Source organism: Streptomyces sp. NPDC045431 (genome assembly GCF_040646655.1).
Classification (GTDB): domain Bacteria; phylum Actinomycetota; class Actinomycetes; order Streptomycetales; family Streptomycetaceae; genus Streptomyces.
Window position 1 is genome coordinate 286,540 of the sequence record NZ_JBEZAQ010000005.1, and the last position, 24,825, is coordinate 311,364.

General features: G+C 73.9%; 23 protein-coding genes. 10 read left to right on the plus strand and 13 right to left on the minus strand.

Translation table 11 applies throughout. From position 1 onward, the window contains the following. The first annotated feature begins 12 nt into the window (after positions 1-12). Complete coding sequence (locus AB0A69_RS14965; RefSeq protein ID WP_361420553.1) at positions 13-1,701, plus strand: DUF885 domain-containing protein; 1,689 nt, start codon at positions 13-15, stop codon at positions 1,699-1,701. 77 nt (positions 1,702-1,778) lie between these two features. Here the strand turns inward: AB0A69_RS14965 and AB0A69_RS14970 are convergent, their stop codons facing one another. Further along, positions 1,779-2,291, minus strand: coding sequence for a rhodanese-like domain-containing protein (locus tag AB0A69_RS14970; RefSeq protein ID WP_361420556.1), 513 nt, complete (start codon positions 2,289-2,291; stop codon positions 1,779-1,781). Between the two features lie 95 nt (positions 2,292-2,386). Between AB0A69_RS14970 and AB0A69_RS14975 the strand changes: the two genes are divergently transcribed. Further along, complete coding sequence (locus tag AB0A69_RS14975) at positions 2,387-2,833, plus strand: Lrp/AsnC family transcriptional regulator (protein WP_361420559.1); 447 nt, start codon at positions 2,387-2,389, stop codon at positions 2,831-2,833. A 72-nt stretch (positions 2,834-2,905) separates the two neighbouring features. Here AB0A69_RS14975 and AB0A69_RS14980 read toward each other — a convergent pair whose 3' ends face one another. From AB0A69_RS14980 to AB0A69_RS14990, 3 genes are read right to left on the minus strand one after another with little or no spacing between them, the layout of a single operon-like run. Beyond that, on the minus strand, positions 2,906-5,962 hold the full coding sequence (locus AB0A69_RS14980) for an SMC family ATPase (RefSeq protein ID WP_361420562.1): 3,057 nt from the start codon (positions 5,960-5,962) through the stop codon (positions 2,906-2,908). Next, positions 5,959-7,128, minus strand: a complete 1,170-nt coding sequence (locus tag AB0A69_RS14985) for an exonuclease SbcCD subunit D (protein ID WP_361420565.1) — start codon at positions 7,126-7,128, stop codon at positions 5,959-5,961. Before AB0A69_RS14985 ends, AB0A69_RS14980 begins: the two co-directional genes overlap by 4 nt. A gap of 42 nt (positions 7,129-7,170) precedes the next feature. After that, a complete protein-coding gene (locus AB0A69_RS14990) occupies positions 7,171-7,797 on the minus strand; it encodes a YigZ family protein (RefSeq protein WP_361420568.1) in 627 nt (208 codons plus the stop codon). A gap of 101 nt (positions 7,798-7,898) precedes the next feature. Between AB0A69_RS14990 and AB0A69_RS14995 the strand changes: the two genes are divergently transcribed. Next, positions 7,899-8,312 carry a CoA-binding protein gene (locus AB0A69_RS14995; protein WP_361420571.1) on the plus strand — a complete coding sequence of 138 codons (414 nt, stop codon included), beginning with the start codon at positions 7,899-7,901 and terminating at the stop codon, positions 8,310-8,312. Between the two features lie 11 nt (positions 8,313-8,323). Here AB0A69_RS14995 and AB0A69_RS15000 read toward each other — a convergent pair whose 3' ends face one another. Then, on the minus strand, positions 8,324-8,893 hold the full coding sequence (locus tag AB0A69_RS15000; protein WP_361420574.1) for a YbaK/EbsC family protein: 570 nt from the start codon (positions 8,891-8,893) through the stop codon (positions 8,324-8,326). A gap of 57 nt (positions 8,894-8,950) precedes the next feature. Continuing rightward, on the minus strand, positions 8,951-9,523 hold the full coding sequence (locus AB0A69_RS15005; protein ID WP_361420577.1) for an XRE family transcriptional regulator: 573 nt from the start codon (positions 9,521-9,523) through the stop codon (positions 8,951-8,953). Between the two features lie 97 nt (positions 9,524-9,620). On the opposite strand from AB0A69_RS15005, the gene AB0A69_RS15010 reads away from it, so the two are divergent. Next, the gene (locus AB0A69_RS15010; protein WP_361420813.1) at positions 9,621-10,487 is read left to right on the plus strand and encodes a DMT family transporter; all 867 of its coding nucleotides are present in this window, start codon (positions 9,621-9,623) and stop codon (positions 10,485-10,487) included. On the opposite strand, the gene AB0A69_RS15015 is transcribed toward AB0A69_RS15010, so the two are convergent. Beyond that, positions 10,488-11,297 carry a DapH/DapD/GlmU-related protein gene (locus tag AB0A69_RS15015; RefSeq protein WP_361420580.1) on the minus strand — a complete coding sequence of 270 codons (810 nt, stop codon included), beginning with the start codon at positions 11,295-11,297 and terminating at the stop codon, positions 10,488-10,490. It lies immediately after the preceding gene. Between the two features lie 141 nt (positions 11,298-11,438). Here AB0A69_RS15015 and AB0A69_RS15020 point away from each other — a divergent pair, with 141 nt between their 5' ends. Then, on the plus strand, positions 11,439-11,969 hold the full coding sequence (locus AB0A69_RS15020) for a gamma carbonic anhydrase family protein (protein ID WP_361420583.1): 531 nt from the start codon (positions 11,439-11,441) through the stop codon (positions 11,967-11,969). Between the two features lie 150 nt (positions 11,970-12,119). Here the strand turns inward: AB0A69_RS15020 and AB0A69_RS15025 are convergent, their stop codons facing one another. From AB0A69_RS15025 to AB0A69_RS15035, 3 genes are all read right to left on the minus strand, one after another. After that, positions 12,120-12,806: a DedA family protein gene (locus AB0A69_RS15025; protein WP_361420586.1), complete on the minus strand. Its 687-nt coding sequence runs from the start codon at positions 12,804-12,806 to the stop codon at positions 12,120-12,122. A gap of 153 nt (positions 12,807-12,959) precedes the next feature. Continuing rightward, positions 12,960-15,455: a glycoside hydrolase family 3 N-terminal domain-containing protein gene (locus AB0A69_RS15030; RefSeq protein ID WP_361420589.1), complete on the minus strand. Its 2,496-nt coding sequence runs from the start codon at positions 15,453-15,455 to the stop codon at positions 12,960-12,962. Positions 15,456-15,578: 123 nt separating this feature from the next. Continuing rightward, positions 15,579-16,031, minus strand: coding sequence for a DUF4442 domain-containing protein (locus AB0A69_RS15035; RefSeq protein ID WP_361420592.1), 453 nt, complete (start codon positions 16,029-16,031; stop codon positions 15,579-15,581). Positions 16,032-16,126: 95 nt separating this feature from the next. Between AB0A69_RS15035 and AB0A69_RS15040 the strand changes: the two genes are divergently transcribed. Continuing rightward, positions 16,127-17,218, plus strand: coding sequence for a hypothetical protein (locus AB0A69_RS15040; protein ID WP_361420595.1), 1,092 nt, complete (start codon positions 16,127-16,129; stop codon positions 17,216-17,218). 68 nt (positions 17,219-17,286) lie between these two features. Then, positions 17,287-18,690, plus strand: coding sequence for an MFS transporter (locus AB0A69_RS15045; protein ID WP_361420598.1), 1,404 nt, complete (start codon positions 17,287-17,289; stop codon positions 18,688-18,690). Here the strand turns inward: AB0A69_RS15045 and AB0A69_RS15050 are convergent. After that, positions 18,652-19,500, minus strand: a complete 849-nt coding sequence (locus AB0A69_RS15050; RefSeq protein ID WP_361420601.1) for a fused MFS/spermidine synthase — start codon at positions 19,498-19,500, stop codon at positions 18,652-18,654. The genes AB0A69_RS15045 and AB0A69_RS15050 overlap by 39 nt on opposite strands. Before the next feature lie 150 nt (positions 19,501-19,650). On the opposite strand from AB0A69_RS15050, the gene AB0A69_RS15055 reads away from it, so the two are divergent. Next, the gene (locus AB0A69_RS15055) at positions 19,651-20,076 is read left to right on the plus strand and encodes a contact-dependent growth inhibition system immunity protein (protein WP_361420604.1); all 426 of its coding nucleotides are present in this window, start codon (positions 19,651-19,653) and stop codon (positions 20,074-20,076) included. A 17-nt stretch (positions 20,077-20,093) separates the two neighbouring features. Here the strand turns inward: AB0A69_RS15055 and AB0A69_RS15060 are convergent, their stop codons facing one another. Both AB0A69_RS15060 and tuf read right to left on the minus strand, forming a co-directional pair. Continuing rightward, positions 20,094-21,320 carry an SUKH-4 family immunity protein gene (locus AB0A69_RS15060; RefSeq protein WP_361420607.1) on the minus strand — a complete coding sequence of 409 codons (1,227 nt, stop codon included), beginning with the start codon at positions 21,318-21,320 and terminating at the stop codon, positions 20,094-20,096. A gap of 181 nt (positions 21,321-21,501) precedes the next feature. After that, positions 21,502-22,680, minus strand: coding sequence for an elongation factor Tu (gene tuf, locus AB0A69_RS15065; protein WP_361420610.1), 1,179 nt, complete (start codon positions 22,678-22,680; stop codon positions 21,502-21,504). A 301-nt stretch (positions 22,681-22,981) separates the two neighbouring features. On the opposite strand from tuf, the gene AB0A69_RS15070 reads away from it, so the two are divergent. Both AB0A69_RS15070 and AB0A69_RS15075 read left to right on the plus strand, forming a co-directional pair. Continuing rightward, positions 22,982-23,689 (plus strand): TVP38/TMEM64 family protein, encoded by a 708-nt coding sequence (locus AB0A69_RS15070; RefSeq protein ID WP_361420613.1) that lies wholly within the window; start codon positions 22,982-22,984, stop codon positions 23,687-23,689. A gap of 126 nt (positions 23,690-23,815) precedes the next feature. Continuing rightward, positions 23,816-24,691: an undecaprenyl-diphosphate phosphatase gene (locus AB0A69_RS15075; RefSeq protein ID WP_361420616.1), complete on the plus strand. Its 876-nt coding sequence runs from the start codon at positions 23,816-23,818 to the stop codon at positions 24,689-24,691. Positions 24,692-24,825 lie beyond the last annotated feature (134 nt).

Consider the following 24,825-nt stretch of genomic DNA (forward strand, 5'->3'; position numbering starts at 1 on the left):
CAGGATGGCTTCATGCCAGAGACCTCCAGCAGCGCTCTCCCCCGCCAGGTGGCCGACGCGTATGTCGACGCCCTGGTCGCACTCGATCCGATCACCGGTACGTACCTGGGCGTCAGGGAAAGCTCCGGGCTCCTCCCGGACTTCTCGCCCGCCGGACAGGAGGAGCTCGCCGCGCTGGCCCGCGACACCCTCGCCCGGCTCGACGAGGCCGAACGCCGGCCCGGGGCGGACAGCGACGCCGAGCGGCGCTGCGCCCGCCTGCTGCGCGAGCGGCTCACCGCGGAGCTCGCCGTCCACGAGGCCGGGGAGGGGCTGTGCGCGGTCAGCAACCTGCGCTCGCCCGCGCACAGCGTCCGCATCGCCTTCACGGTGATGGCGACGGAGACGGACGAGGACTGGGCGGCGGTCGCCGAGCGGCTGCGCGCCGTGCCCGCCGCGCTGGACGGCTACCGTGAGTCGCTCCGGGCAGGGCTGGACCGCGGCCTGAAGGGCGGTCCGCGCGCCACGGCCACCGTCGTCGGGCAGCTCACCGAGTGGACGGGCCGCGACGGGGGCCGGACCGGCTGGTTCGAGGAGTTCGTCACCGCCGGACCCACCGCGCTGCGCACGGAGCTGGACGCGGCGGCGCGCGGCGCCACCCGGGCCCTGGCCGAGCTGCGCGACTGGATGCGCGACGTGTACGCCCCCGCGGTGGAGGGCTCGCCCGACACCGTGGGCCGCGAGCGCTACGCCCGCTGGGCCCGCTACTTCACCGGCGCCGACTTCGACCTGGACGAGGCGTACGCGTACGGCTGGGCCGAGTACCACCGGCTCCTCGCCGAGATGCGGACCGAGGCGGAGAGGATCCTGCCGGGCGCCGGCCCCTGGGAGGCGCTCGCCCACCTCGACAAGCACGGCTCCCACGTGGGCGTCGAGGAGGTACGGGTCTGGCTGCAGGAGCTGATGGACGAGGCGATCGAGGCGCTGGACGGCACCCACTTCGAACTCGCCGAACGGGTACGGAGGGTGGAGTCGCGGATCGCACCGCCCGGCAGCGCCGCCGCGGCGTACTACACGGGTCCGTCCGAGGACTTCTCACGCCCCGGCCGGACCTGGCTGCCGGTCGACGGCGAGACCCGGTTCCCGGTGTACGACCTGGTGTCGACCTGGTACCACGAGGGCGTCCCGGGGCATCACCTCCAGATCGCGCAGTGGGCGCACGTGGCCGACCAGCTCTCGCGCTACCAGGCGACGGTCGGCGGGGTGAGCGCCAACCTGGAGGGGTGGGCGCTGTACGCGGAGCGGCTCATGGACGAGCTGGGTTTCCTGCCGGACCCGGAGCGGCGGCTCGGCTACCTCGACGGGCAGATGATGCGGGCGTGCCGTGTGATCGTGGACATCGGCATGCACCTGGAGCTGGAGATCCCGGCGGATTCGCCGTTCCACCCGGGTGAGCGGTGGACGCCGGAGCTGGCGCAGGAGTTCTTCCAGCGCCACAGCAGCAGGTCACCGGCGTTCGTGGAGAGCGAGTTCACCCGCTATCTGTCGGTGCCCGCGCAGGCCATCGGCTACAAGCTGGGCGAGCGGGCGTGGCTGCGGGGCCGGGAGAACGCCCGCAGGGCGCACGGTGCCGCCTTCGACGCGAAGAAGTGGCACATGGCGGCGCTGTCGCAGGGGCCGCTGGGCCTGGACGACCTGGTGGACGAGCTGTCCCGGCTCTGAGCTCCGCCCGGCCCCCGGCGCCGCGGCGTTCTCGCGGAGGGCGCCGGGCCGGGCGCCCCAGGGGCCGGGCGCCTCGGTCAGCAGCCGCAGTCGTCGGCGTCGATCGGGGCGGTCAGCGGGTCGGCGTCGCGCCGCGCGGGGCCCTCCCACGTCTCGTACGCGAACCCCTCGCGCACCCAGTACTCGAAGCCGCCCAGCATCTCCTTGACCTGGTAGCCGAGTTCGGCGAGGGCGAGCGCCGCGCGCGTGGCGCCGTTGCAGCCGGGGCCCCAGCAGTACGTGACCACCGGCACGGACTTGTCGAGCAGCTGCTCGGCCTGCTCGGGGATGAGCGCCGTCGGCAGGTGGACCGCGCCCGGGATGTGGCCCTGGTCCCAGGACACGGTGGAGCGGGAGTCCAGGACGACGAAGCCGGGGTCGCCGCCGGCCGCGAGCGCGGAGGCCACGTCCGACACGTCGGCGTGGAAGGCCAGGCTGGCGGAGAAGTACGCGGCCGCGGCGGCGGGTGAGGCCGGGGGGACCCGCAGGACGGCGTTGGCGGCGGGGGCCGCGGCGGATGCGGGGGCGCTGGTGGTCTGGGTCGTCGTCATGGCAGAGAATCTACGGCGCGATGATCATCTCGATGAAGTGACAATCCCCGGAGCTTGTCTTGATCGGCCGGTGATTCCCCTGTTATTCGTCGTCCATGACGGGATATTCACCGGACGCCACCGACTGGCGCATTCTGACCGCTCTTCAGGACCAGGGCCGGGCCACCTTCGCCGAGCTGGCGCGCACGGTCTCCATGTCGGCCAGCGCCGTCACCGAGCGGGTGCGGCGGCTGGAGGAGGCCGGGGTGATCAGCGGCTACACGGCGGTGGTCGACCGCGAGAGGCTGGGACTCCCCATCCTGGCCTTCGTCCGGCTCCGCTACCCGCACGGCAACTACAAGCCGTTCCACGACCTTCTGGAGACGACGCCGGAGGTCCTGGAGGCCCACCACGTCACGGGCGACGACTGCTTCGTACTGAAGGTGGCCGCCCGGTCCATGACGCACCTCGAGGAGATATCGGGAAAGATCGCCGCGCTGGGGTCGGTGACGACGAGCGTCGTCTACTCGTCGCCGCTGCCGCGCCGCCCGATCAGCCGCTGAGACCGATCAGCCCTGAGGCCGGTCGGCAGCCGTAGCCGGTCGGCAGCCGAGCCCCGTCACCGGCGAGGTCCCTCAGCCGCCGAGGCCGCTTCCGCCGGTGTGCAGCCTCACCCGGGAGCCCGCCCTCTCCTTGACGACCTCCAGCTGGACGGGGACGCGGCGGCGCAGGTCGCCGACGTGGCTGACGATGCCGACGCTGCGGTCCCGCTCCCGCAGGGAGTCGAGGACGTCCAGCACCTCGTCGAGGGTCTGGTCGTCGAGGCTGCCGAAGCCCTCGTCGATGAAGAGCGTGTCGAGGCGTACGCCGCCGGCCTCGTCCGTGACGACGTCGGCGAGGCCCAGCGCCAGGGCGAGCGAGGCGAAGAACGTCTCGCCGCCGGAGAGGGTGGCCGTGTCGCGCTCACGGCCCGTCCAGGCGTCGACCACGTGCAGCCCGAGGCCGGACCGCTTGGCGCCGGCGCGGGCGTCGGAGTGGACCAGGGTGTAGCGGCCGGCGGACATGCGCTGGAGGCGGGCGGTCGCCGCGGCCGCGACCTGTTCGAGCCGGGCCGCGAGCACGTAGGACTCCAGCCGCATCCTGCGCTCGTTCTCCGCGGACGTACCGGCGGTGAGTCCGGCGAGCCGCGCGACGCGGTCGTACTCCTCGCGCAGCGGTCCCAGCCGGCGGACCTCGGCGTCCGCCTCCCGGGACAGCCGGGCCAGCTGGGCGCACCGGTCGCGGTGGGCGTCGAGCGTGGAGGCGGCGTCGCGCAGGGCGCGGTCGGCGTCGGCCAGCGCGGCCCGCGCCGCGTCCGGGTCGGCGGGCGGGCGCTCGGCCGCGGCACGCGTCTCCGGCTCGGCGAGGCGGTCGGCCACCGCGGCGGACGCGGCCTGCCAGTCGTCCAGCCGGTGCTGGAGATCCCGCTGCCGTACGTCGTCGAGCAGCGCGGCGGCCGCGGCGTCCGGGGTGTCGAACCCGGCGCGGAACGCCGCGTCGGCGAGCCGGTCGTCGGCCTCTTTGAGGCGCCGGGCGGTGTCCTCGGCGGCCCGTACGGCCTCGGCGGCCTCGGTGAGGCGGGCGATCCTGAGCTCCAGGAGGGTGGCGTACTCGGCGACGCCGCCGGTGCCGTCGACGCCGCGCACGCGCGCGAGTTCGGCGTCGACGTCGGCCTGCGCACGGTCGAGGGCCTCGCGCTGCGCGGTGCGCGCGGCGGCGCGGCGCTCCACCTGGCGGCGTACGTCGAGGCGCCGCCGGTGCTCCGCCTCCTCCCGGTCGAGCCTCTCGCGGGCGGCGTGCATGCCGCCGGCCACGGCCCGGGCCTCGTCGTACGCGCGCTCCAGCCGCTCGACCGCCGTGGCGAGCTCGCCGACCGTGGGCTCAGCGTCGCCCTCCGCGCCCGCCAGGGCTTCGGCGCGGGCGGCCGTCAGCGCCTCCCGCACCACGGCGAGATCGCGCTCCGCGGCGGAGCGGTTCTCGTCCGCGTGGGTGTACGCCGCGTAGGCGCGGTCCTCCGCCGCGCGGTCGACGTGGTCGTCGGCGGCGCGGGCGGGCGCGGGGTGGTCGGGCGAGCCGCAGACGGCGCAGGGGTCGCCGTCCACGAGCCCCGCGGCGAGTTCGGCGGCGATGCCCCGCAGGCGGCGCTCGCGCAGATCGAGCCACGTCTCGTGGGCGTCGTTCGCCTGCTCGCGCGCGGCCGCGAGGCGGGACCCGGCGGCCTCGGCGTCGCGTATGAGGGCGTCGCGGCGGCGCGCGGCGGCGAGGCGGCGGCGCGCGGGGTCGAGGCGGCCCGCGAGGTGCTCGGCGCGGGTGGCGGCCTCCTGGGCGGCCTCGACGCCGTCCTGGAGGGTGCGGCGCAGGATGTCCCAGCCGGCCAGCCAGGCGTCCGCGTCGTGCAGGGTGTCCTCGTCGGCGCGGGCCTGGCGCTCCAGCTCGGCGCGCTCGCGGGCGATCTCTGCGCCGCGCCGCTCGGCCAGGCGGGCGTGCTCGAGGCCGCCGAGCTCCTGGCTCAGGTGTCCGGCCAGCGCCGTGAGGTGCTCGGTGCCCGCGTCGGCGAGCTCCGGCGCCAGCCCGGCGGCGGAGAGTGAGGCCGCGGCCCGCGCGTGGGCGGCGTGTGCGGCGCGGTGCGCCCGCTCGGCGTCGTCGCGCAGGCTCAGCGGCCCGGCCACCCGCTCGGCCTTGCGGGCCCGGTCGAGCCGGGCCTGCCAGGCGTCGCGCTCGGGGCGCCGCAGTTCGAGCTCCTCGCGGCGGCGCACGGCGTCCTCGTACCGCCGCTGCCTTGCTGCGAGCTCGCGCTCCTCGTCGAGGGCGCGGCGCGCGGCGGCCTGCCTGCTCTCGGCCGCGGCGAGCGCGCACGCGGCCACGTCCAGCGCCTCGCGGGCCCCCGCGCGGGCGACGGCGGCCCAGGCGAGCACGGAGTCGGCGAGCCCCGGGTCGCCGGGTTTGCCGTCGGGCGCGGGCCAGTCCGCGGCGGCGGGTCCCGCCGCCTGCGCCATCCGGTGGGCGAGGCCCAGGAGCCGCTCGTCGCCGTCCCGCACCTGCTGCTCGGCGACGCGCCGCAGTCCGGCGAGGTGCTCCTCGACGGCGGCGAAGCGCCGGGTGTCGAAGAGCCGGCCGAGGAGCTTGCCGCGCGCCTCGGCGTCGGCGCGCAGGAAGCGCGCGAAGTCGCCCTGCGGCAGGAGCACCACCTGGCAGAACTGCTCCCGGCTCATGCCGATGAGCTGGGTGATCTCCTCGCCGATCTCCTGGTGGGACTTGCTCAGCCCCTCCCAGGCACCGCGCTCGGGGTCGTATGCGCGCAGCCAGGACTGGGCCTTGTCCTTGGTGAAGCCGGAGCCGCGCTTCTTGGGGCGGAGCTGTTCGGGCCTGCGGGTGATCTCCAGCCTGCGGCCGCCGACGGTGAGGTCGAGCACGACCTCGGTGGCCGTCCCGGCCGGCGCGTGGTCGCTGCGCAGCGAGCCGCCGGGGCCCTGCCGGGCGCCGGGCACCGCGCCGTACAGGGCGTAGCAGACGGCGTCGAGGACGGAGGTCTTGCCGGCGCCCGTCGGCCCGTGCAGCAGGAACAGTCCCGCCTCGGTGAGGGCGTCGAAGTCGACGGTCTGGGTGGTGCCGAAGGGGCCGAAGCCGGTGATGTCCAGCCGGTGCAGCCTCATCCGGTCACCTCGCGCCGCTCCATGTCGACCCGTACCTCCTCGAAGGCACGCTGCAACGCCTCCCTCTCCGGTGCGTCGGGGCCCGCTCCGCCGCGTACGTGCGCCACGAAGTCCTCGGCGATCTGCTGGTCGCTGCGGCCGCGCAGGCGCTGGGCGTAGGAGGTGGTGGGTTCGTCGTCGGGCCGGTCGGGGTCGAAGACGAGGCTGAGGGTGTGGGGGAAGCGCGCGGCGAGCCGGGCCATGGGCTCGGCCGGGCGGACCGGGTCGGTGAGGGTGGCCTCGATCCAGGACCGCTCGTGGCGGGCGAGCGCGGGGTCGTCGAGCAGGTCGTCGAGGCGGCCGCGGACGCGGGCGAGGGGGCGCGGTACCGGGCAGTCGATCCGCTCGGCGGCGGTGATCCCCCCGTCCGGGCCGAGGTCGATGAGCCACATCGTCTTGCGGTGGTCGGTCTCGGAGAAGGAGTACGCGAGCGGGGAGCCGGAGTACCGCACGCGCGGGGTGATCGTCTGGCTGCCGTGCAGGTGCCCGAGGGCGGTGTAGTCGACGCCGTCGAAGACGGCGGCCGGGACGGCCGCCACTCCCCCGACGGTGATGTCCCGCTCGCTGTCGCTCGGCTCGCCGCCCGCGACGAAGGCGTGGGCGAGGACGACGGAGCGCGTGCCGGCGGGCCGCCCGGCGAGGTCGGCGCGGACCCGGTCCATGGCGGCGGACAGGACGGCCTCGTGGCCGGCCTTCTTCGCCCCGAACTCGTCCCGTACGAGGGCCGGTTCGAGGTACGGCAGCCCGTAGAAGGCGACGTCGCCGTGCGCGTCGGCCAGCACCACCGGGGTGCCGACCCCGGCCGGGTCGGTCTTCAGGTGGATCCCGGCGCGTCCGATGAGTCCCGCGCCGACGCCGAGTCTGCGCCCCGAGTCGTGGTTCCCGGAGATCATCACGGTGGGTACGCCGGCCTCGGCGAGCCGGTGCAGCGCCGTGTCGAACAGCTCGACGGCCGGCAGCGGCGGCACCGCCCGGTCGTAGACGTCCCCCGCCACCAGCACCGCGTCCACGTCGCGGTCGCGCACCGTCGCCACCAGGTGGTCGAGGAACGCCGCCTGGGCGTCGAGCAGGCCGACGCGGTGGAAGGACCGCCCCAGGTGCCAGTCCGACGTGTGCAGGAGTCTCATGGGCCCTGAGATTAACGGTGTGCTCTGACAACGCGTGCCGCTTCAGGCATCTCCGTACGCCTCGCCGCCCAGTTCCAGCGCCGCCGTCCCGGCCGTCGCATCCGCGAGCCAGGCACGGAAGTTGCCGACATCGGCGTCCGGCAGGCCGACCTCGATGGTGACGGCCTCGGCGTAACGCACGTCACGCACCGCCCGCCCGGTCGCCCGGAGGTCGTTCTCCAGCTTCCCGGCCCGCTGGTGGTCGACGGTGACGGTGGCGAGCCGGTAGCGGCGCCGGGTGACGGTGCCGAGGGCGTCCAGTGCTTCGCCGACGGCACCGCCGTACGCCCTGATCAGTCCGCCGGCGCCGAGCTTGACCCCGCCGTAGTAGCGGGTGACGACGGCGGCGACGTACCGCACCTCCCGGCGCAGCAGCATCTGGAGCATGGGCACACCGGCGGTGCCGCCCGGTTCGCCGTCGTCGCTTGCCTTCTGTACGGCGGCGTCGGCGCCGATGACGTACGCGAAGCAGTTGTGGGTGGCGGTCGGGTGCTCCCTGCGCACGCGTGCGACGAAGTCCTGCGCCTCCTGCTCGGTCGCGGCGGGCGCGAGCGCGCAGAGGAAGCGCGAGCGGTTGATCTCGGTCTCGTGCACGCCTTCGCGGGCGACCGTCCGGTACTGCTCCTGCATCCCGCCACCCTATGCGGGGCCGTCCGCGGGGAAGGAATCGCACCGGAGGGGGGTTGGCGCACTCAGAGACGTACACAGACAGGCACCACAGGAGGCAGAGCGTGCAGAGCGAGTCCGAGACCGAGACCATCCGCAGGATCCTGACCGAGTCCGGGGACACGTGGGCGGTGGTCGGACTGTCCAACAACCGCTCCCGCGCGGCGTACGGGGTCGCGGCCGTGCTCCAGCGCTTCGGGAAGCGGATCGTGCCCGTCCATCCGAAGGCGGAGACGGTCCACGGGGAGCAGGGGTACGCGTCGCTCGCGGACATCCCCTTCCCCGTGGACGTCGTGGACGTCTTCGTCAACAGCGACCTCGCCGGGGGCATCGCCGACGAGGCCGTGGCCAAGGGCGCCAAGGCGGTCTGGTTCCAGCTGGACGTGATCGACCGGGAGGCCTACGCGCGCACGCGCGCCGCCGGCCTCGACATGGTGATGGACCGCTGCCCGGCCATCGAGATCCCGAAGCTCGGCTGAGGGCGGGGGGCTCAGCTCGCGGCGGGGACCGCCCCGAGCCCCTCCAGGACCACCGCGCCCGGCAGGTCGGCGAGGGCCTTGCCGGGCACGATGAGCTTGCCGCGGCGGCGGCCGCTGCCGAGCAGCACCCACTCGCGGTCGACGACGGCGGAGTCGATCAGGAGCGGCCAGTCGCCGGGCAGGCCGATGGGTGTGATCCCGCCGTACTCCATGCCGGTCCCGCCCGTCGCGGTGTCCATGGGCGCGAAGGACGCCTTGCGGACGCCCAGGTGCCTGCGGACGACGCCGTTGACGTCGACGCGCGTCCAGGACAGCACCACGCAGGCCGCGAGCGAGCTCTCGCCGCCCCGCTTGCCCGCCACGACCACGCAGTTGGCGGAGGTGTCGAGCAGGTCCTGCCCGTGGTGCGCGACGAAGGCGGCGGTGTCGGCGATGGCCGGGTCGGTGTCCACGTACAGCAGCCGCTCGGCGGGCACCTGTCCCCGCCACGCGCGTACGGCGGCGGCGACGGGTGCGGTGAGCTCGTCGAGGCAGTCGGGGGCGGGGCGGGCGTGGTCGAAGTCTCCGATGGGTGCGCGCATGCGCCGGACGCTAACAGCGGTGCGGCGAGGGACGTTTGACCGTCTCGAAGGACGGGCTCAGCGGGCGGGCGGGACGGAGACGGCCATCGTCATCTCGACCGGCTCGTCCCCGTCGTTGCGGTACGCGTGCGGGACGTTGGACTCGAAGACGGCGGAGGTTCCGGTCGGTACGCGGTGCTCGACGGCGTCGACGACCAGGGTGAGCTCCCCGGCCGTGACGTGCAGCAGCTCGGTGGTCCCGCCCGGATGCGGGTCGGAGGCGTGGACGTCGCCCGGCATCAGGACCCACGACCACAGCTCCAGCGGCCCCCGCGCCTCGGTGCCGGCCAGCAGCGTGGTGTGACTGCCCTTGTCCGTGGACCACATGCGCACGGCCTGCTCCTGGGGCACGAGCCGTACGTGCGGGCCCTGTTCGTAGTCGAGCAGCGTGGTGATGGAGATGCCCAGCGCGTCGGCGAGCTTCACGGTCGTGCCGACGCTCGGGTTCGTACGCGCCTGCTCGATCTGGATGATCATGCCGCGGCTGACCCCCGAGCGGGCCGCGAGCGCGTCGAGGGTGAAGCCCCGCTCCCCCCGCCAGCGCTTCAGGTTGCGGGCGAGCGACTGCGTGAGCTGATCGAGGTCCGACACATTCCGTCCAATATTTTGGATGACAGAGTTCAACAGGCTGCACTACGGTGTGGTGCACTTCATTGTTCACCGCACTGTACTGCGAGGCGACGACACCATGACAGCGCTGTTCGCCCTGGCCACCAGCCTCCTGTGGGGGCTGGCCGATTTCGGCGGCGGGCTGCTCACCCGGCGCACCCCCGCCCTCACCGTGGTCGTCGTCTCCCAGACGATCGCCGTCGTCGTCCTCGGCGCCCTCGTCGTCGCGACCGGCGGCTGGAGCGAGGCGGGGCCGCAGCTCTGGTACGCGGTGGCCGCCGGCGCCGTCGGCCCGGTGGCGATGCTCGCCTTCTACAAGGCGCTGGCGCTCGGCCCGATGGGCGTGGTGTCCCCGCTGGGCTCCCTCGGCGTGGTCGTGCCCGTCTCGGTCGGCCTCCTGCTGGGCGACCGGCCGGGGGTGCTGCAGTTCGCCGGGATCGGCGTGGCCGTCGCGGGCGTGGTGCTGGCGGGCGGGCCCGAGCTGCGCGGTGCGCCGGTGCGGCGGCAGGCCGTGCTGCTGACGCTGGTGGCGGCCTTCGGCTTCGGCGCGGTGATGGCGCTGATCTCCGAGGCCTCCACCACCCTCACCGGGCTCTTCCTCGCGCTGTTCGTGCAGCGCGTCACCAATGTGGCCGTCGGCGGCGCGGCCCTGTACGCCTCCGTGAAGCGGGGCGGGCGCGCCCTTTCGGAGGACGGCGGCATACGCGTGGTCGTGGGGGCCCTGCCCGCCCTCGCCTTCGTGGGGCTCGCGGACGTCGCCGCCAACGGCACGTACGCCCTCGCCGCGCAGCACGGCCCCGTCACCGTGGCCGCCGTGCTGGCCAGCCTCTACCCGGTGGTGACGGCGCTCGCCGCGCGCGGTGTGCTCAAGGAGCGGCTGCGGGCGGTGCAGGCGGCCGGCGCCGGGCTGGCGCTGGTGGGCACGGTGCTGCTGGCCGCCGGCTGATCAGCGGCCTTCCGCTTCGGCCGGTGCCGCCAGTTCCGCCAGTTCCGCGACTTCCTCCAGTTTCCCCGGCTCCCCCAGTTCCGCCAGTTCCGCGAGCGCCTCCAGCTGCTCCGGCGTGACGCCGTCCGGTATCGGCCGGGGCGTGGGCGTGCGCAGCGGCGGCTGCCAGCCCTTCTCGGCGTCCCAGCTGCGTACGACGCGGGCGGGCGCCCCCGCCACCACCGCATGGTCGGGCACCTCGCCGCGGACGACCGCGCCCGCGGCGACCACGACGTTGCGGCCGAGCCTGGCACCGGGCAGGATCACCGCCCCGGTGCCGAGCCAGCAGCCGGGGCCGATCTCCACCGGCTCGCTGCGCGGCCACTGCCGGCCGATCGGCTCGTGCGGGTCGTCGTAACTGTGGTTGGTCGAGGTGATGTAGACGTACGGGCCGCAGAAGGTGTCCGCGCCGATGGTCACCCGGGCGTCGGCGATGACATGGCTGCCGCGGCCGAGGACGACGCCGTTGCCGAGGGTCAGGACGGGGTCGGGGCCCAGGTCCAGACCGGGCATCATGCCGGCGGTGAGGGTCACCTGCTCCGCGATGATGCAGCACTCGCCGAGCTCGATCCACCCCTCGCCGAAGACGGTGCCCTGGGGGAAGGCGAGCCGGGTCCCGGCGCCGAGCGCGCGGAACCGCAGCCGCCCGGGGTGCTCCGCGGTGACGGCCCCGGCCTCCTGCAGCCGGCGCCAGCCGGCGTGCGCCGCGCGGGAGAGGAGCTTTCGCCACCAGGCGACCGGCGATGAGAACGTGTTTCTGTTCTTCGGCACCCGCACACGGTAGTCCGCGAGGTCACGGCCGACCGGCACGCAGGCCTGTGATGTTCGCCCCACCGTCGTCCCGGCCGGGGCCGTCGCTTACGGTTCCCCCTGGCGCGACCCACAGCACATGAGCATCCGAGGGAGCAGGCGATGGCAGAGCGGGCGTTGATCACGGGCGTCGGCGGCAAGGAACCGAAGGTCGACCCGGAGGCCTTCGCCGCACCGACGTCCGTCGTGGTCGGCGAGGTGACGATGGCCCGCGGGTCGAGCGTCTGGTACCACGCCGTGCTGCGCGCGGACCTCGGGCCGATCACGCTGGGCGCCGACAGCAACATCCAAGATAATTGCACCGTACATGTGGATCCCGGTTTCCCGGTCACCGTCGGCGAGCGGGTCTCGGTCGGCCACAACGCCGTCCTGCACGGCTGCACGGTCGAGGACGACGTCCTCGTCGGCATGGGCGCCACCGTCCTGAACGGGGCCCACATCGGCGCCGGCTCGCTGATCGCGGCCCAGGCGCTGGTCCCCCAGGGGATGCGGGTCCCGCCCGGCTCGCTGGTCGCGGGGGTCCCGGCGAAGGTCAAGCGGGAGCTGACGGCCGAGGAGCGGGAGGGCATCAAGCTCAACGCCGCGATGTACCTGGAGCTGGCGCGGGCCCACCGTGAGGTGCCGGAGGGCTGAGCCGCCGCGGGCGGGACGGCGCGCCGGGCCCGACCGATCGCGCCGGCCCAGCGGACCCGCCCGGTCGAGCCGGCCCAGCGGACCCGCCCGGCCCAGCGGACCCGCCCGGTCGAGCCGGCCCATCCGGTCGCGGGCGCCTGGAGCGGCCGGTCAGTCGACGGCGACCGGTTCCGGGGCCACCGGAGTCGCCGGAGCCGCCGGGCCCTCGGCGGCGGCGCGGGCCTCCGCCTGGGCCGCCGCCTTCTTGGCGCGGCTCTTGAGGATCAGCATCGACGTCAGGCCGATGACGACGGCGAGGACGAGCCCCACCCACGAGAACCGCTTGAGCCAGGCCTCGGCGACGACGCCGACCGAGTAGATGACGGCCGTGGTGCCGCCCGCCCAGAGGATGCCGCCGAAGACGTTGGCGATGGCGAACTTCCAGTACGGCATGCGGAGCACACCGGCCAGCGGCCCCGCGAAGATCCGCAGCAGTGCCACGAAGCGGCCGAAGAAGACGGCCCACATGCCCCACTTCTCGAAGGACCGTTCCGCCAGGGCGATGTTGGCTTCGCTGAAGTGCTTGGGGAACTTGCCGCCGAGCCAGGCGAGCAGCGGACGGCCGCCCTTGCGGCCGATCGCGTACCCGATCGAGTCGCCGATGATCGCTCCGGCGGTGGCGCACGCGCCCAGGACGTACGGGTTGATGTCGCCGTGCTGCGAGGCCAGCAGCGCCGAGCTGACGAGGACGATCTCACCCGGCAGCGGGATACCGAGGCTCTCGAGCCCGATCACCACCCCCACCAGGAGGTAGATGCTGAGCGGTGGGACGGTCTCGAGCCACTCCTGGACGTGCAACGCCGGCTCCTCCGTGTGGATCCGTGGATCGTGGACCCGCGGATCGTGCGTCCGCGGATCGTGGATCTGCTGATGGGCTGCGGCGGCCTCGATCGGGCTGCCCGGGCGTGCGGCGCGGCGCGGCGGCGGCGCACGCCCGGGCAGCCTACCGCCTCACAGGGCGAGCACCCTCGCCCGCACGGTGAGCCGGAGGTCCCGGGCCGACGCCCCGAGCCGTACGGTGCGGGTTCCGGTTCCGAGGACCCAGGCGTGCCGCGCCGGGTCCCAGCAGGACAGGGTGCGGGGGGCGATGGGGACGGTGACGCGGCGGACCTGGCCGGGCCGCAGCTCCAGGCGCCGGTAGCCCACCAGCACCAGCGGAGCCTGGTCCAGGGCCAGGTCGGGCGAGGGCCCGACGTACAGCTGGGGGACGGCGACGCCGGTGCGCGAGCCGGTATTGCGGACGGTGAAGCTCGCCGTCAGGCCGCCCCCGCGCGCAGGCGTCACCACGAGCCCCGCGTACGCGAAGGTGGTGTACGAGAGCCCGTGCCCGAAGGGGAACAGCGGCTCCACGCCCTCCGCGTCGTACCAGCGGTACCCCGTCCTGACGCCCTCCGCGTACTCGGCGACGCCGTCGGCGCCGGGGTAGCGGCGCGGGTCGCCGGCGGTCGGGTGGCGTGAGTCGGAGGCGGGGAAGGTCTGGGTGAGCCGGCCGCCGGGGTCGCTGTCGCCGAACAGGACGGCGGCGGTCGCGGCGGCCCCCTCCTGGCCGGGGTAGTACATCTGCAGCACCGCCCCCGCCCTCTCCAGCCACGGCATGGTGACGGCGGACGAGGTGTTGAGCACGACGGTGGTACGGGGGTTGGCGGCGGTGACCGCGCCGATCAGGGCCTCCTGGTGGCCGGGCAGCGCCAGCGTCGCGCGGTCGCGGCCCTCGATGGCGTCCTCGTACGCGAACAGCACCACGCTGTGCGCGGCGCGGGCGGTGCGCACGGCTTCGGCCACGTCCGCCGCGCGCGTGGCGGACGTGATCCGGCGGAGCCGGAAGACCTGTCCCTTCGCACCGCCCTTCGCGGTGACGTGGAGGGAGTGGCGTCCGGCGGCGAGGGTGAGGGTGGTACGCCGCACCCTGAGGCCGTCCGGAGCGGTGGCCGCCAGGCCGAAGCCGTCGAAGAGCTCGGTCATGGCGTCCCGCCGGGGGAAGAGTTCGCGGCCGTCCAGCACGACCCGGGGCCGCTCGCCGCTGTAGTGGATGAGGAGCGTCCACTCGTCGGGCTCGTCGACCGTGAGCGTCCCTTCGTACGTCCACGTCTCGCCGGCCCGGACGCTCTGGCGCTCGAAGCGGGCGCCCGGGGACGTGGCGGGCAGCGGCTTGCCGTAGAGGTCCTCGCCGAGGGCGTACGTCACGCGTGCGCCCCGTCCCGCGCGGGTGGTCAGGGCTTCGAGCGGGCTCACGGCCCGGTCGGGCACCACGTGGGCGCTGCCGCCTCCGCCGGCGAAGGGCAGCGCGCCGGTGGGCCCGATGACGGCGAGGGAGCGGGTGGCTGGGCCGGCGAGCGGGAGGGTGGCGCTCCCGTCGCGCGGGGCGTTGCGCAGCAGGGTCGCGCCCGCCACGGCGACGCGGTACGCGACCCGGGCGCCGGCCTCGGCGTCCCGGGCGGGGCGGGCCGGGGCCGTGCCGTCGAGGAGTCCGAACCGCTCCATGATGGTGAGGATCCGCCGTACGGCGCGGTCGACGGTGGCCTCGGGCACGGTGCCGTCGCGCACCGCGCGGCGCAGGGGTTCGCCGAACCAGCGGCCTGCGGGCATCTCCATGTCGAGGCCCGCGCGGAGGGCGGGGGCGGCGCTGTGGGTGGCGTCCCAGTCGCTCATCACCCAGCCGTCGAAGCCCCAGCGTTCGCGCAGGATGCCGGTGAGCAGGGCCGGGTTCTCGCACGCGTGGAGGCCGTCGACCTTGTTGTAGGCGCCCATCACCGCTCCGGCCCCGGCGGCGACGGCGGCCTCGAAGCCGCGCAGTTCGGTCTCGTACAGGGCCTGTTCGCCGATCCGTACGTCGACGGTGGTGCGGTCGGTCTCCTGGTTGTTGAGGGCGAAGTGCTTGACCGTGGCGATCAGGCCCTCGCCCTGGATGCCGCGGATCTCCTCGGCGACGAGGTCGGCGGAGAGGAGCGGGTCCTCGGAGAAGGTCTCGAAGTTCCGTCCGGCGTACGGGGTGCGGATCAGGTTGACCATGGGCGACAGCAGGACGTCCTGGCCCAGCGCCCGCCCCTCGTGGCCGATGACCCGGCCGTACTCCCGGGCGAGGGCGGGGTCGAAGGTGCTCGCCAGCATGACGGGCGCGGGCAGGGCGGTGGCGCGGGCCGTTCTGAGGCGTACGCCGGCGGGGCCGTCGGCCAGCCGCAGCGGGGGGATGCCGAGGCGCGGGACGCCGGGGACGTAACCGGCCTGTCCGAGGTTCTCCGGGTCCTTCGCGCCGTGCAGGAGGCCGAGTTTCTCGTCGAGGCTCAGCCGGGCGAGCAGTTCGTCGACGCGGCTGTGCCGGGGGGTGGCCCGGGCCTCGGGGGCCGGGCCGGAGAGGGGCGTTCCGGTGGTGACGGCCGCGGCGGTGACGGCTCCGGTGAGCAGGCGGAGGGTGGTTCTCCGGGTGACGGTTTCCGACTCTTGTGACATAAGCGCACTATGCGGGACGACTCGCCTGACACCGGGTCAGACAGGGCCGCCCCCGCACCCGAAGAGGGGTGCGGGGGCGGCCACACGCGCGCGCGTGCGCACGCGTGGAGGTGTGGAGGTGCGTTACGCGTTCGGGCGCAGGGTCCAGGTGATGGTCATCTCGCCGGTGACGGCGCCGTCCTCGCGCGTGATCTCTATGTTGACCGGGAACTCGGGGCGCTGACCGGCGTCCAGCTCGGCGACGACCTCGGCCTTGGTGCGGCCCAGCGTGGCGGTGGCGGTGACGGGGCCCATCGCCAGCTTCTTGTAGGCGATCTCGGCCTTGACGGCGAGCGGCACGGCCCGGCCCAGCTGGTCGCCGAAGGCGCCGATGACGATGGCGCCGCTCGCGGACTCGCCGAGCGTGAACATCGCCCCCGCGTGCGGGCCGCCGACGTGGTTGTGGAAGTCGCTCTGGTCGGGAAGCCGCAGCACAGCGCGCTCGGTGGTCGCCTCGACGACCTCGAGGTTCAGGGTCTTGGCCATGGGAACGGTGGCCAGCAGCATCTCGCCGATGTTCGGCTGGGTCTCGGACATGGACCGAAGTTACCAGGCGGTAGCAAGTACGGGAACCCATGGCCGGGGGGGCGCGCGTGGCAGCCGGCACCCCGGCCCCTCTATGGTTACTCGCCATGTGGCCAGGACAGCAGCCGCCCGGGGGCGAGCAGAACCCGCAGGACCAGAACCCGTACCAGCAGCCGGCGTATCCGCAGCAGAACCCGTACCAGCAGCCGGGTTATCCGCAGCAGCCGCCGCACGCGCAACCCCCGCAGGGGCAGCCGCCGCAGGCCAACCCGTACCAGCAGCCGGCACAGCCGATGCAGCCGAACGCGTACGCACAGCCCAACCCTTACCAGCAGCCGACCGCGCCGCAGTACGCCGTGCCCGGGCAGCCGCCCGGCGCGCCCGTGCCGCCGCGCGGCGACGACAAGAAGAAGACGACGGTCATCGCGATCGTCGCCGCGACCGCCGTCGTCGTGGCCGCCGGTGTCACGGGCTTCCTGGTGCTGAAGGACGACGACAAGAAGGTGGAGGCCGGCGGGGACGCCAAGCCCTCGCAGAGCGCGCCCGCCGCTTCCAGCCCGTCCGCGATCGAGAATCCGCGCGACGGCTCCTCGGCGGCCAAGCCCACCATCCCCGGCTGGAAGGTCGTCTCCAACCCCAAGTACGGCACGCTCTTCGACGTCCCGCCGGAGTGGGAGGTCTCGAAGGTCGGCGCCATCTCCGCCTTCGACGACGTGAAGAAGGGCGACGGCAGCCCGGCGGTGGTGATGACCTCGCCCGCGTACTTCAAGAGCGAATGGTGCACGGACGACACCGACAAGGACGGCCGCCAGGAGACCTGGACCCTGAGCGGCACCGGCACCAAGGGGGCACAGGGCGCCAAGGACACCGCGGACGCGGCGTACAACGCGGCCGGCAGCTGGGTGTGGGCGGCGTACGCCCAGACCGAGCCCAAGGGCACGGTCAAGGCGACCAAGGCGGTGCCCTACACCAGCGCGTCCGGGCTCACCGGGCACATGGCGACGGCCACCGCGCTGGGCGTGAAGAAGACCGGCAAGTGCACGACGGACGGCAAGTCCATCGCCTTCTCCTTCAAGAACGACAAGGGCGACTTCGTCAGCTGGGTCCTGTACGGCGCCGAGGGCGTCGGTGACGAGCTGCCGGACGCGACGATCCAGAAGATCATGAGCACGGTCCGGCTGGCCGACTCCACGTCGTAGCCCGCCGTGGCCCGCGGTGACGGAGAAACCGTTTTGCATCGGGGCGGGGTGTTGGCGATAGTCCCGGAGTGAGAACTCCCGCCACCCCGCCCCGCCCCCCGCGCCGGCTGCGCCGCCCCGCGTGGGCCGGCCGCAACTACACCCTGCTGACCGGCGCCGCGTTCGTCACCAACCTGGGCACCCACGGCGCCCTGATCGCGGCGGCGTTCGCGGTGCTGGAGTCCGGCGGGGACGGCGGCGACGTGGGCCTGGTGACGGCGGCCCGCACGCTGCCGCTGGTGCTCTTCCTGCTCATCGGCGGCGCGGTGGCCGACCGGCTGCCCCGCCACCGGGTGATGGTGGCGGCCAACGCCCTCAACTGCGTCTCCCAGGGGCTCTTCGCCCTCCTCGTCCTCACCGGCGACGCGCGGCTGTGGCAGATGATGGTGCTGTCCGCGCTCGGCGGGACCGGGCACGCGTTCTTCAGCCCGGCCGCCGAAGGCATGCTGCTGTCGAGTGTCGGCGGCGAGCAGGTCAGCCGGGCCTTCGCGCTCTTCCGCATGGCCATGAACGGCGCGAGCATCGGCGGTGCCGCGCTCGGCGGCGCCATGGTCGCGGCGATCGGTCCGGGCTGGGTACTCGCGGTCGACGCGGCGGCGTTCGCCGTGGCGGGCGCTCTGCGTGCCTTCCTCGACGTCGGGCACATCAAGGAGCGGGCGCCCGGCGGCGGGCTGCTGAAGGACCTGCGGGAGGGGTGGACCGAGGTCGCGAGCCGGCCCTGGCTCTGGTCGATCATCGCCCAGTTCGCGGTGGTCGTGGCGGTGGTGGGCGCGGCGGAGTCCGTGTACGGGCCGCTGGTCGCCAAGGAGGAGCTGGGCGGGGCGCGGCCCTGGGGCCTGGCGCTGGCCGCGTTCGGCGTGGGCACCCTGGGCGGGGCGGTGCTGATGATGCGCTGGAAGCCCCGGCGGATGCTGCTCGTCGGGACCCTGTGCGTCTTCCCGCTGGCGCTTCCGTCGGCGGCGCTGGCCGTGCCGCTTCCGGTGGGCGGCCTGGCGGCGGTGATGTTCTTCAGCGGCGTCACGCTGGAGGTGTTCGGGGTGGCGTGGATGACCGCGCTGCACCAGGAGATCCCGGAGGAGAAGCTGTCGCGCGTCTCGGCGTACGACTGGTTCGGCTCGACGGCCATGCTGCCGGTGTCGACGGCGCTGGCCGGGCCGGCGGAGAGCCTGTTCGGGCGGCAGACGGCGCTGTGGGGGTGTGCCGGGCTGGTCGTCCTGGTGACGGCGCTGGTGCTGCTGGTGCCGGACGTACGCAACCTGACGCGGCGCACGAAGGAGGTCACGGCGGGGCCGGCCGCTTCCGCGCGGGCCGATGGCACGTCGGCCGACGGCCCGTCAGCCGACGGCCCGTCAGCCGGTGACGGGCCGGCCGCGGGCCGGTCGGGCGACGGCCGGTCAGCCGATACCGAAGGCCCCGTCGGGCGGCTCGGGTGACGCGACCGCGTCCTCGTCGCGTACCGGACGCGCGTCGCCCGTGAAGCGGGCCAACGACGGGCCGTGCTCCACGCGCGCGGGGAAGGCGTCGGCGGCGGCCCGGCGGGTCAGTCCGGCCGTGTCGATCTCCCGGTGCGAGGCGACCAGCACCGCGTTGCCGAACCGCCGGCCGCGCAGCACGGCGGGTTCGGCGATCAGCGCCAGCTCCTCGAAGACGGTGGCGAAGGTGGCGAGCTGCGAGCGCAGGAAGGTGAAGGGCGCGCCGTCCGCGAGGTTGGCGATGTAGGTCCCGCCCGGCCGCAGCGCGCGCTCGGCGGCTCGCGCGTAGGCGACGGACGTCAGGTGCGCGGGGACGCGTGAGCCGCCGAAGACGTCCGCGATGAGCACGTCCGCCGACCGCGCGGGCGCCGCCTCCAGCCAGGCGCGGGCGTCCGCGGCGTGCACGGTGATCCCCGCGCCGGGCGGCAGCGGCAGGTGCCGCTCGACAAGCGCGATGAGCCCCCGGTCCGCCTCCACGACGTCCTGCCGCGAGCCCGGCCGGGTCGCCGCGATCCAGCGCGGCAGCGTGAGCGCGCCGCCGCCGAGGTGCAGCACGTCCAACGGCTCGCCCGGCTCCCCGGCGGCACAGTCCACGGCATGGGCGAGCCGCCGCGCGTACTCGAACTCCAGGTACGCCGGGTCGTCGAGGTCGACGTACGACTGCGGCGCCCCGTCGACCGTCAGCAGCCAGGCCCGCTCGCGGTCCACGTCGGGCATGAGCTTGGCGGTGCCGTGGTCGACCTCGCGGAGTACGGGAAGCTGCTCGTTCACCCGGCCAGCCTAGGGGGTGTCTTCTCGACCAGGCCGGATCGAAGCTCTGGGGGTGCGGTGCCAGACGCCGCGAGCCCGGCAAGATCGGCGAAACACCTCCTGATGACCTGAGTCAGGGATCTCCCGCCTGTTCTGGCAGCACAATGAACCATGAACCATCTGCTGCACCTCGACCGCACACTCGATGCGCTGGACCCACCTCGCTGGGCGCCTCCTGCCTCCGACGCGACCTACTTGGTCCGCAAGGTGCATGAGTTGCGGGGCGTTCCGCTGGGCGAACTGGGCCCGGCCGATCTGCGCACCCTCGTCTCCCAGCAGGTCGCGCTGCCGTACGTTCTTCCGCTCGCGGTGCGCTTGCTGCTTGATGAGCCGATGCTCGACGCCTACTTCTACGAGGGTGACCTGCTGCTTGCCGCTGTGAACGTTCCGGCGTCGGCATGGGTCCCGTTCCCGGACCTCGCAATACGGCTGCGCACCGTGGTCATGACCCTGCCGGAGGCAGCGGCGGCCAGCCTGCCCCGCGGCGCCAGCGAGGAGCTCGCCCGCTTCGTCGCCCGGACCGCATCGCTTCGCTGACTGGTGGGGCTGGGCTGTCACAGCACGCCACCCGCCTCGTCGTGGAAGACCTCCGGCCAGTACCGGTAGTCGTCGGGGCCCTCGGCAGGGCGGCAGGCTATCGGGTCGACCGAGGACAGCACCTCGATCATGGTGTCGGCGAGCTGGTGGTAGAAGTCCTGGGTGAAGTCGTGCTCTTCGTCGAGGGCTTGCTCCCGCTGGTGCAGCCAGAGGGTGAAGGCGAGCGTGGAGAGGTCGGCGTTGACCGGGACGACGTGGTCGGCGCCGGTCTCCGTGTAGAAGAGGGCACCGGTCCGGCCGTCGATGAGGACGGTGAAGTCGTGGACGAGCCCGCCGAGCACGACCAGGTGCTCCGCGTCGGGCGGCAACTGCTTGTCGCCGTGCCACAGGTGCGCGTGCTGGGGGTTGCTCTGTGACTCGGCCCAGTCCTGCGGGAGAGTGGGCAGCGGCTCCGGTTCGGGGCCGTAGAACATGAATCCGTCGGAGGGCAGGCCCACGTCGGTCAGGAAACGGCGCGTCGGCGCGTGGACGAGGGCCGACGGCAGCTGGTCCTCCGTCAGCCGCACCATGTTCTCGGCGCCGAACACCCCTTCCAGCAGGCCTTCCGGCAGTGCCAGGGCAAGCTCCCGCCCGGGCCCGGCGATCAGGCCGAGGGGACGGATCGCCGCCGCGATCCGCCAGAACGCCGGTATCGGCTGGTCCCAGCCGGACCGCGGACCGGCCGGACCCCAGCCGTCCTCGCCCCACACCTCCTCGGTGAACACCGCGGTCAGCGCCTGCTCGGCCGCCCGCACCGCTTCGGGCCCCGTCCGCCCCGCCAGGGCGGCGAACCTGCCGCGCAGGCTCCGGAAGTCGTCCACCGCACCGAGGAAGCGGAGCAGCGCTCCGACCGACGGTGCCAGCGGGAACAGCTTGGCTCCGCCCGGCGACTTCTCGTAGAGCCACATGCTGAACACCCGCCCGGTGCCACCGTCGAGGACGACCTCCTCGCCCTCCTCCCCCTCCACGATCAGATGGCCGATCAGCAGCAGTTCCGCGAGGTCCGGATCGAGTCGCGCCGGATCGCCGCCCCGCACGATCAGATACTCACGGACCGACAGCAGCGCCGGCTCGATGAGCGGCCGGAAGCTGACCAGGCCCTGGCCGTCCAGCCGCTCCCCCGGGGCCAGAGCGCGGCGGGTCGGCGCATGGACGATCGACGGATGCGGCGCGTGCCCCGGCATGACGATGCTGGTCTCGGACATGGTTCCCCCTGTGTGCTGAGTTCGAGCGACAACCACCATAGGAGCCACCACTGACACAGCCCTGCCCCGCCGGCCCCGGCCCGTACGCCGACCGCGTGGGCGCACCGGAGTGGAGCGGGCGGTCATGGGCCCGCCCACCGGGCAGGCCCCGGGCCGCCCCCGCGGGGCGGGTGCCCGGCGCTCAGGCGGGGGCGGTGACCTCCGTCACCGTCCCGGCGCCGACGGTGCGGCCGCCCTCGCGGATCGCGAAGCCGAGTCCCGGCTCCAGGGGTACGTCCCGGCCCAGCTCGACGGTCATGGTGACCGTGTCGCCGGGGCGCGCGACGGCCGCCTCGCCGAGGTCGACGTCACCGACGACGTCCGCGGTGCGGATGTAGAACTGCGGCCGGTACCCCGTCGAGACCGGCGTCGTACGGCCGCCCTCGCGCGCCGACAGGACGTACACCTGGGCGGTGAAGCGGCGGCGCGGCACGACACTGCCGGGCGCCGCCACGACATGGCCGCGGCGGACGGTGTCGCGCGGCACGCCGCGCAGCAGCAGGGCGACGTTGTCGCCGGCCTGGGCGGACTCCATCGGCTTGCCGAAGGTCTCCAGGCCGGTGACGACCGTCTCCGTGTCCGCTCCCAGGACCTGCACCCGGTCGCCGACCCGCACGGTGCCGCGCTCGACGGCGCCGGTGACGACCGTGCCGCGGCCGGTGATGGTGAGGACGTTCTCCACGGGCAGCAGGAACGGCGCGTCCACGTACCGCACGGGCATGGGCACGTACGTGTCCACGGCGTCCAGCAGCGCCTCGATGGCGCCGGTCCACCGCGGGTCGCCCTCCAGGGCCTTGAGCCCGGAGACCCGTACGACGGGCACGGAGTCGCCGCCGTAGCCGTGGGCGGAGAGCAGCTCCCGAACCTCCAGCTCCACGAGGTCGGTGAGCTCGTCGTCACCCGCGTCGGCCTTGTTGAGGGCGACGACGATGTGGTCGACGCCCACCTGACGGGCCAGCAGGACGTGCTCGGCGGTCTGCGGCATGATCCCGTCGAGCGCGGAGACGACGAGGATCGCCCCGTCGAGCTGCGCGGCTCCGGTGACCATGTTCTTGATGTAGTCGGCGTGGCCGGGCATGTCGACGTGCGCGTAGTGCCGGGTGTCGGTCTCGTACTCGACGTGCGCGATGTTGATGGTGATGCCCCGCTGCGCCTCCTCGGGCGCCCGGTCGATCCGGTCGAACGGCACGTACGTGCCGGTTCCGCGCTCGCTGAGGACCTTGGTGATGGCGGCGGTCAAGGTGGTCTTGCCGTGGTCGACGTGGCCCATGGTGCCGATGTTGAGATGCGGTTTGGTGCGGACGTATGCCGTCTTGGACATGGCGACGTGGTTCCTTCCCGGAACGCGAAGCGGTGAAGAGGGGACCCCCGGGCCTCGCCGACCCTCCCCCTGTGGGGTCCGCCGGACTGTCCGGGAAGGGTCAGCTTCGGGCGCCGTCGAGGGCGGCCGGGAAGTGGCAAGCGGCAGCCTTCGGCGCGTCCGCGACTGCGGACGGCGCTGCGGGGAAGGCGTACCGGGACATGTCGTCGATGATCGCGCGGCGGGTGGGTGCGCGTCGAACGGTTTTCGGCGGCGACGCGCGTTACGGCGATCACCGGGCTTCGTCGGTTAGTCTCCCCGGATGCTCGACCCCGTCACGCGGCCCCAGGCCCCCGCCCTCGCCGTCCGCTGCTCACGGGCGCTCGTCTCCCCGTGGTCGCGCCTGTCCCTGCTCCTGCTGCTGCTCGTGTCGGCGGCGGCGACCGTGGTCCTGTACGAGCCGCAGCGGCTGCTCTCGGCCGGCTGGCCGCCGCAGATCGGCGGCGCGGGCGCGGTGGTGCTGTTCGCGCTGGCGTACGGGCTGTGCACCGCCGCCTTCGTGCCGCGGCCGATCCTGAACCTGGCCGCCGGGGCGCTGTTCGGCTCCCAGGCCGGCCTCGGCGCGGCGGTCGCCGGAACGGTGCTGGGCGCGGGGATCGCGTTCACGCTGGGCCGGGTGCTGGGGCAGGACGCGCTGCGTCCGCTGCTGCGGGGGCGCTGGCTGACGGCGGCGGACGGGCAGCTCAGCCGGCACGGGTTCCGTTCGATGCTGGCGATCCGGCTCTTCCCCGGGGTGCCGTTCGCCGCGGCGAACTACTGCGCGGCGGTCTCCCGGATGGGGTACGCGCCGTTCCTGCTCGCGACGGGTATCGGGTCGGTGCCGAACACCGCCGCGTACGTGATCGCGGGCAGTCAGGCCGCGTCACCGACCTCGCCCGCCTTCCTCCTCTCGACGGGGTTCATCGTGCTGACGGGGCTCGGCGCGGCGGTGGTCGCGTGGTGCAAGCGCCACCGGCTGCGTGGCCGGTGAGTCGCCTGCGTGACGCCCTCCATTCACCTTCGCGCTGTACGCTGCGCACCGATCTGCCGCCGGTCGCCCGTCGACCGCTGCGGCCCGCCATGACCGCACGAGTACATTCGGGACGGCCCTAGCCCCATGACTTGGTTCGAATCACTCATCCTCGGACTCGTCCAGGGGCTGACGGAGTTCCTCCCCATCTCCTCCAGCGCGCACCTGCGGCTGACCGCCGCCTTCGCGGGCTGGTCCGACCCGGGCGCGGCGTTCACCGCGATCACCCAGATCGGTACGGAGACGGCCGTCCTCATCTACTTCCGCAAGGACATCGCGCGGATCGTCTCGGCGTGGTTCCGCTCGCTGACGGACAAGGCGATGCGCGCGGACCACGACGCGCGGATGGGCTGGCTGGTCATCGTCGGGTCGATTCCGATCGGCGTGCTGGGCGTCACCCTCAAGGACCACATCGAGGGGCCGTTCCGCGATCTCCGGCTGATCGCGACGACGCTCATCGTGATGGGTGTCGTGCTGGGCATCGCCGACCGCCTGGCGGCCCGGGTCGAGGAGGGCGGCCGGCACCGCGCGGTACGGGAGCGCAAGACGCTGCGGGACCTGGGTGTGAAGGACGGCCTGATCTTCGGCGTCTGCCAGGCGATGGCCCTGATCCCCGGCGTTTCGCGGTCGGGCGCGACGATCAGCGGTGGCCTGCTGATGAGCTACACGCGCGAGGCGGCGGCCCGCTACTCGTTCCTGCTGGCCATTCCGGCGGTGCTGGCCTCGGGGCTCTTCGAGCTGAAGGACGCGACCGAGGGCGGCCATGTCTCCTGGGGGCCGACGGTCTTCGCGACCGTCATCGCCTTCGGTGTCGGATATGCGGTCATCGCGTGGTTCATGAAGTTCATCACCACGAAGAGCTTCATGCCGTTCGTGATCTACCGCATCCTCCTCGGCCTCGTGCTGTTCGCCCTGGTGGCGCTGGGGGTGCTGAGCCCGCACGCGGGCGAGTCCGCCGGGTGACGCGCGCGGGCGACGGACGTACGCCGGGTGTACGCCGGGCGCGCGACGGGCCGCCGGCAGGGGGGTGACCGGCGGCCCGTGGCCCGGGTCCTCCGGCCCGAACACGCAGGAGCAGCGTCCCGCGCGGAGCGGAA

What these genes read in the sequence shown, in the direction of transcription:
- AB0A69_RS14965 (WP_361420553.1), top strand. Translation starts at nt 13, where the DNA reads ATGCCAGAGACCTCCAGCAGCGCTCTCCCCCGCCAGGTGGCCGACGCG.
- AB0A69_RS14970 (WP_361420556.1), bottom strand. Translation starts at nt 2,291, where the DNA reads ATGACGACGACCCAGACCACCAGCGCCCCCGCATCCGCCGCGGCCCCC.
- AB0A69_RS14975 (WP_361420559.1), top strand. Translation starts at nt 2,387, where the DNA reads ATGACGGGATATTCACCGGACGCCACCGACTGGCGCATTCTGACCGCT.
- AB0A69_RS14980 (WP_361420562.1), bottom strand. Translation starts at nt 5,962, where the DNA reads ATGAGGCTGCACCGGCTGGACATCACCGGCTTCGGCCCCTTCGGCACC.
- AB0A69_RS14985 (WP_361420565.1), bottom strand. Translation starts at nt 7,128, where the DNA reads ATGAGACTCCTGCACACGTCGGACTGGCACCTGGGGCGGTCCTTCCAC.
- AB0A69_RS14990 (WP_361420568.1), bottom strand. Translation starts at nt 7,797, where the DNA reads ATGCAGGAGCAGTACCGGACGGTCGCCCGCGAAGGCGTGCACGAGACC.
- AB0A69_RS15000 (WP_361420574.1), bottom strand. Translation starts at nt 8,893, where the DNA reads ATGCGCGCACCCATCGGAGACTTCGACCACGCCCGCCCCGCCCCCGAC.
- AB0A69_RS15010 (WP_361420813.1), top strand. Translation starts at nt 9,621, where the DNA reads ATGACAGCGCTGTTCGCCCTGGCCACCAGCCTCCTGTGGGGGCTGGCC.
- AB0A69_RS15020 (WP_361420583.1), top strand. Translation starts at nt 11,439, where the DNA reads ATGGCAGAGCGGGCGTTGATCACGGGCGTCGGCGGCAAGGAACCGAAG.
- AB0A69_RS15030 (WP_361420589.1), bottom strand. Translation starts at nt 15,455, where the DNA reads ATGTCACAAGAGTCGGAAACCGTCACCCGGAGAACCACCCTCCGCCTG.
- AB0A69_RS15035 (WP_361420592.1), bottom strand. Translation starts at nt 16,031, where the DNA reads ATGTCCGAGACCCAGCCGAACATCGGCGAGATGCTGCTGGCCACCGTT.
- AB0A69_RS15040 (WP_361420595.1), top strand. Translation starts at nt 16,127, where the DNA reads ATGTGGCCAGGACAGCAGCCGCCCGGGGGCGAGCAGAACCCGCAGGAC.
- AB0A69_RS15055 (WP_361420604.1), top strand. Translation starts at nt 19,651, where the DNA reads ATGAACCATCTGCTGCACCTCGACCGCACACTCGATGCGCTGGACCCA.
- AB0A69_RS15060 (WP_361420607.1), bottom strand. Translation starts at nt 21,320, where the DNA reads ATGTCCGAGACCAGCATCGTCATGCCGGGGCACGCGCCGCATCCGTCG.
- tuf (WP_361420610.1), bottom strand. Translation starts at nt 22,680, where the DNA reads ATGTCCAAGACGGCATACGTCCGCACCAAACCGCATCTCAACATCGGC.
- AB0A69_RS15070 (WP_361420613.1), top strand. Translation starts at nt 22,982, where the DNA reads ATGCTCGACCCCGTCACGCGGCCCCAGGCCCCCGCCCTCGCCGTCCGC.
- AB0A69_RS15075 (WP_361420616.1), top strand. Translation starts at nt 23,816, where the DNA reads ATGACTTGGTTCGAATCACTCATCCTCGGACTCGTCCAGGGGCTGACG.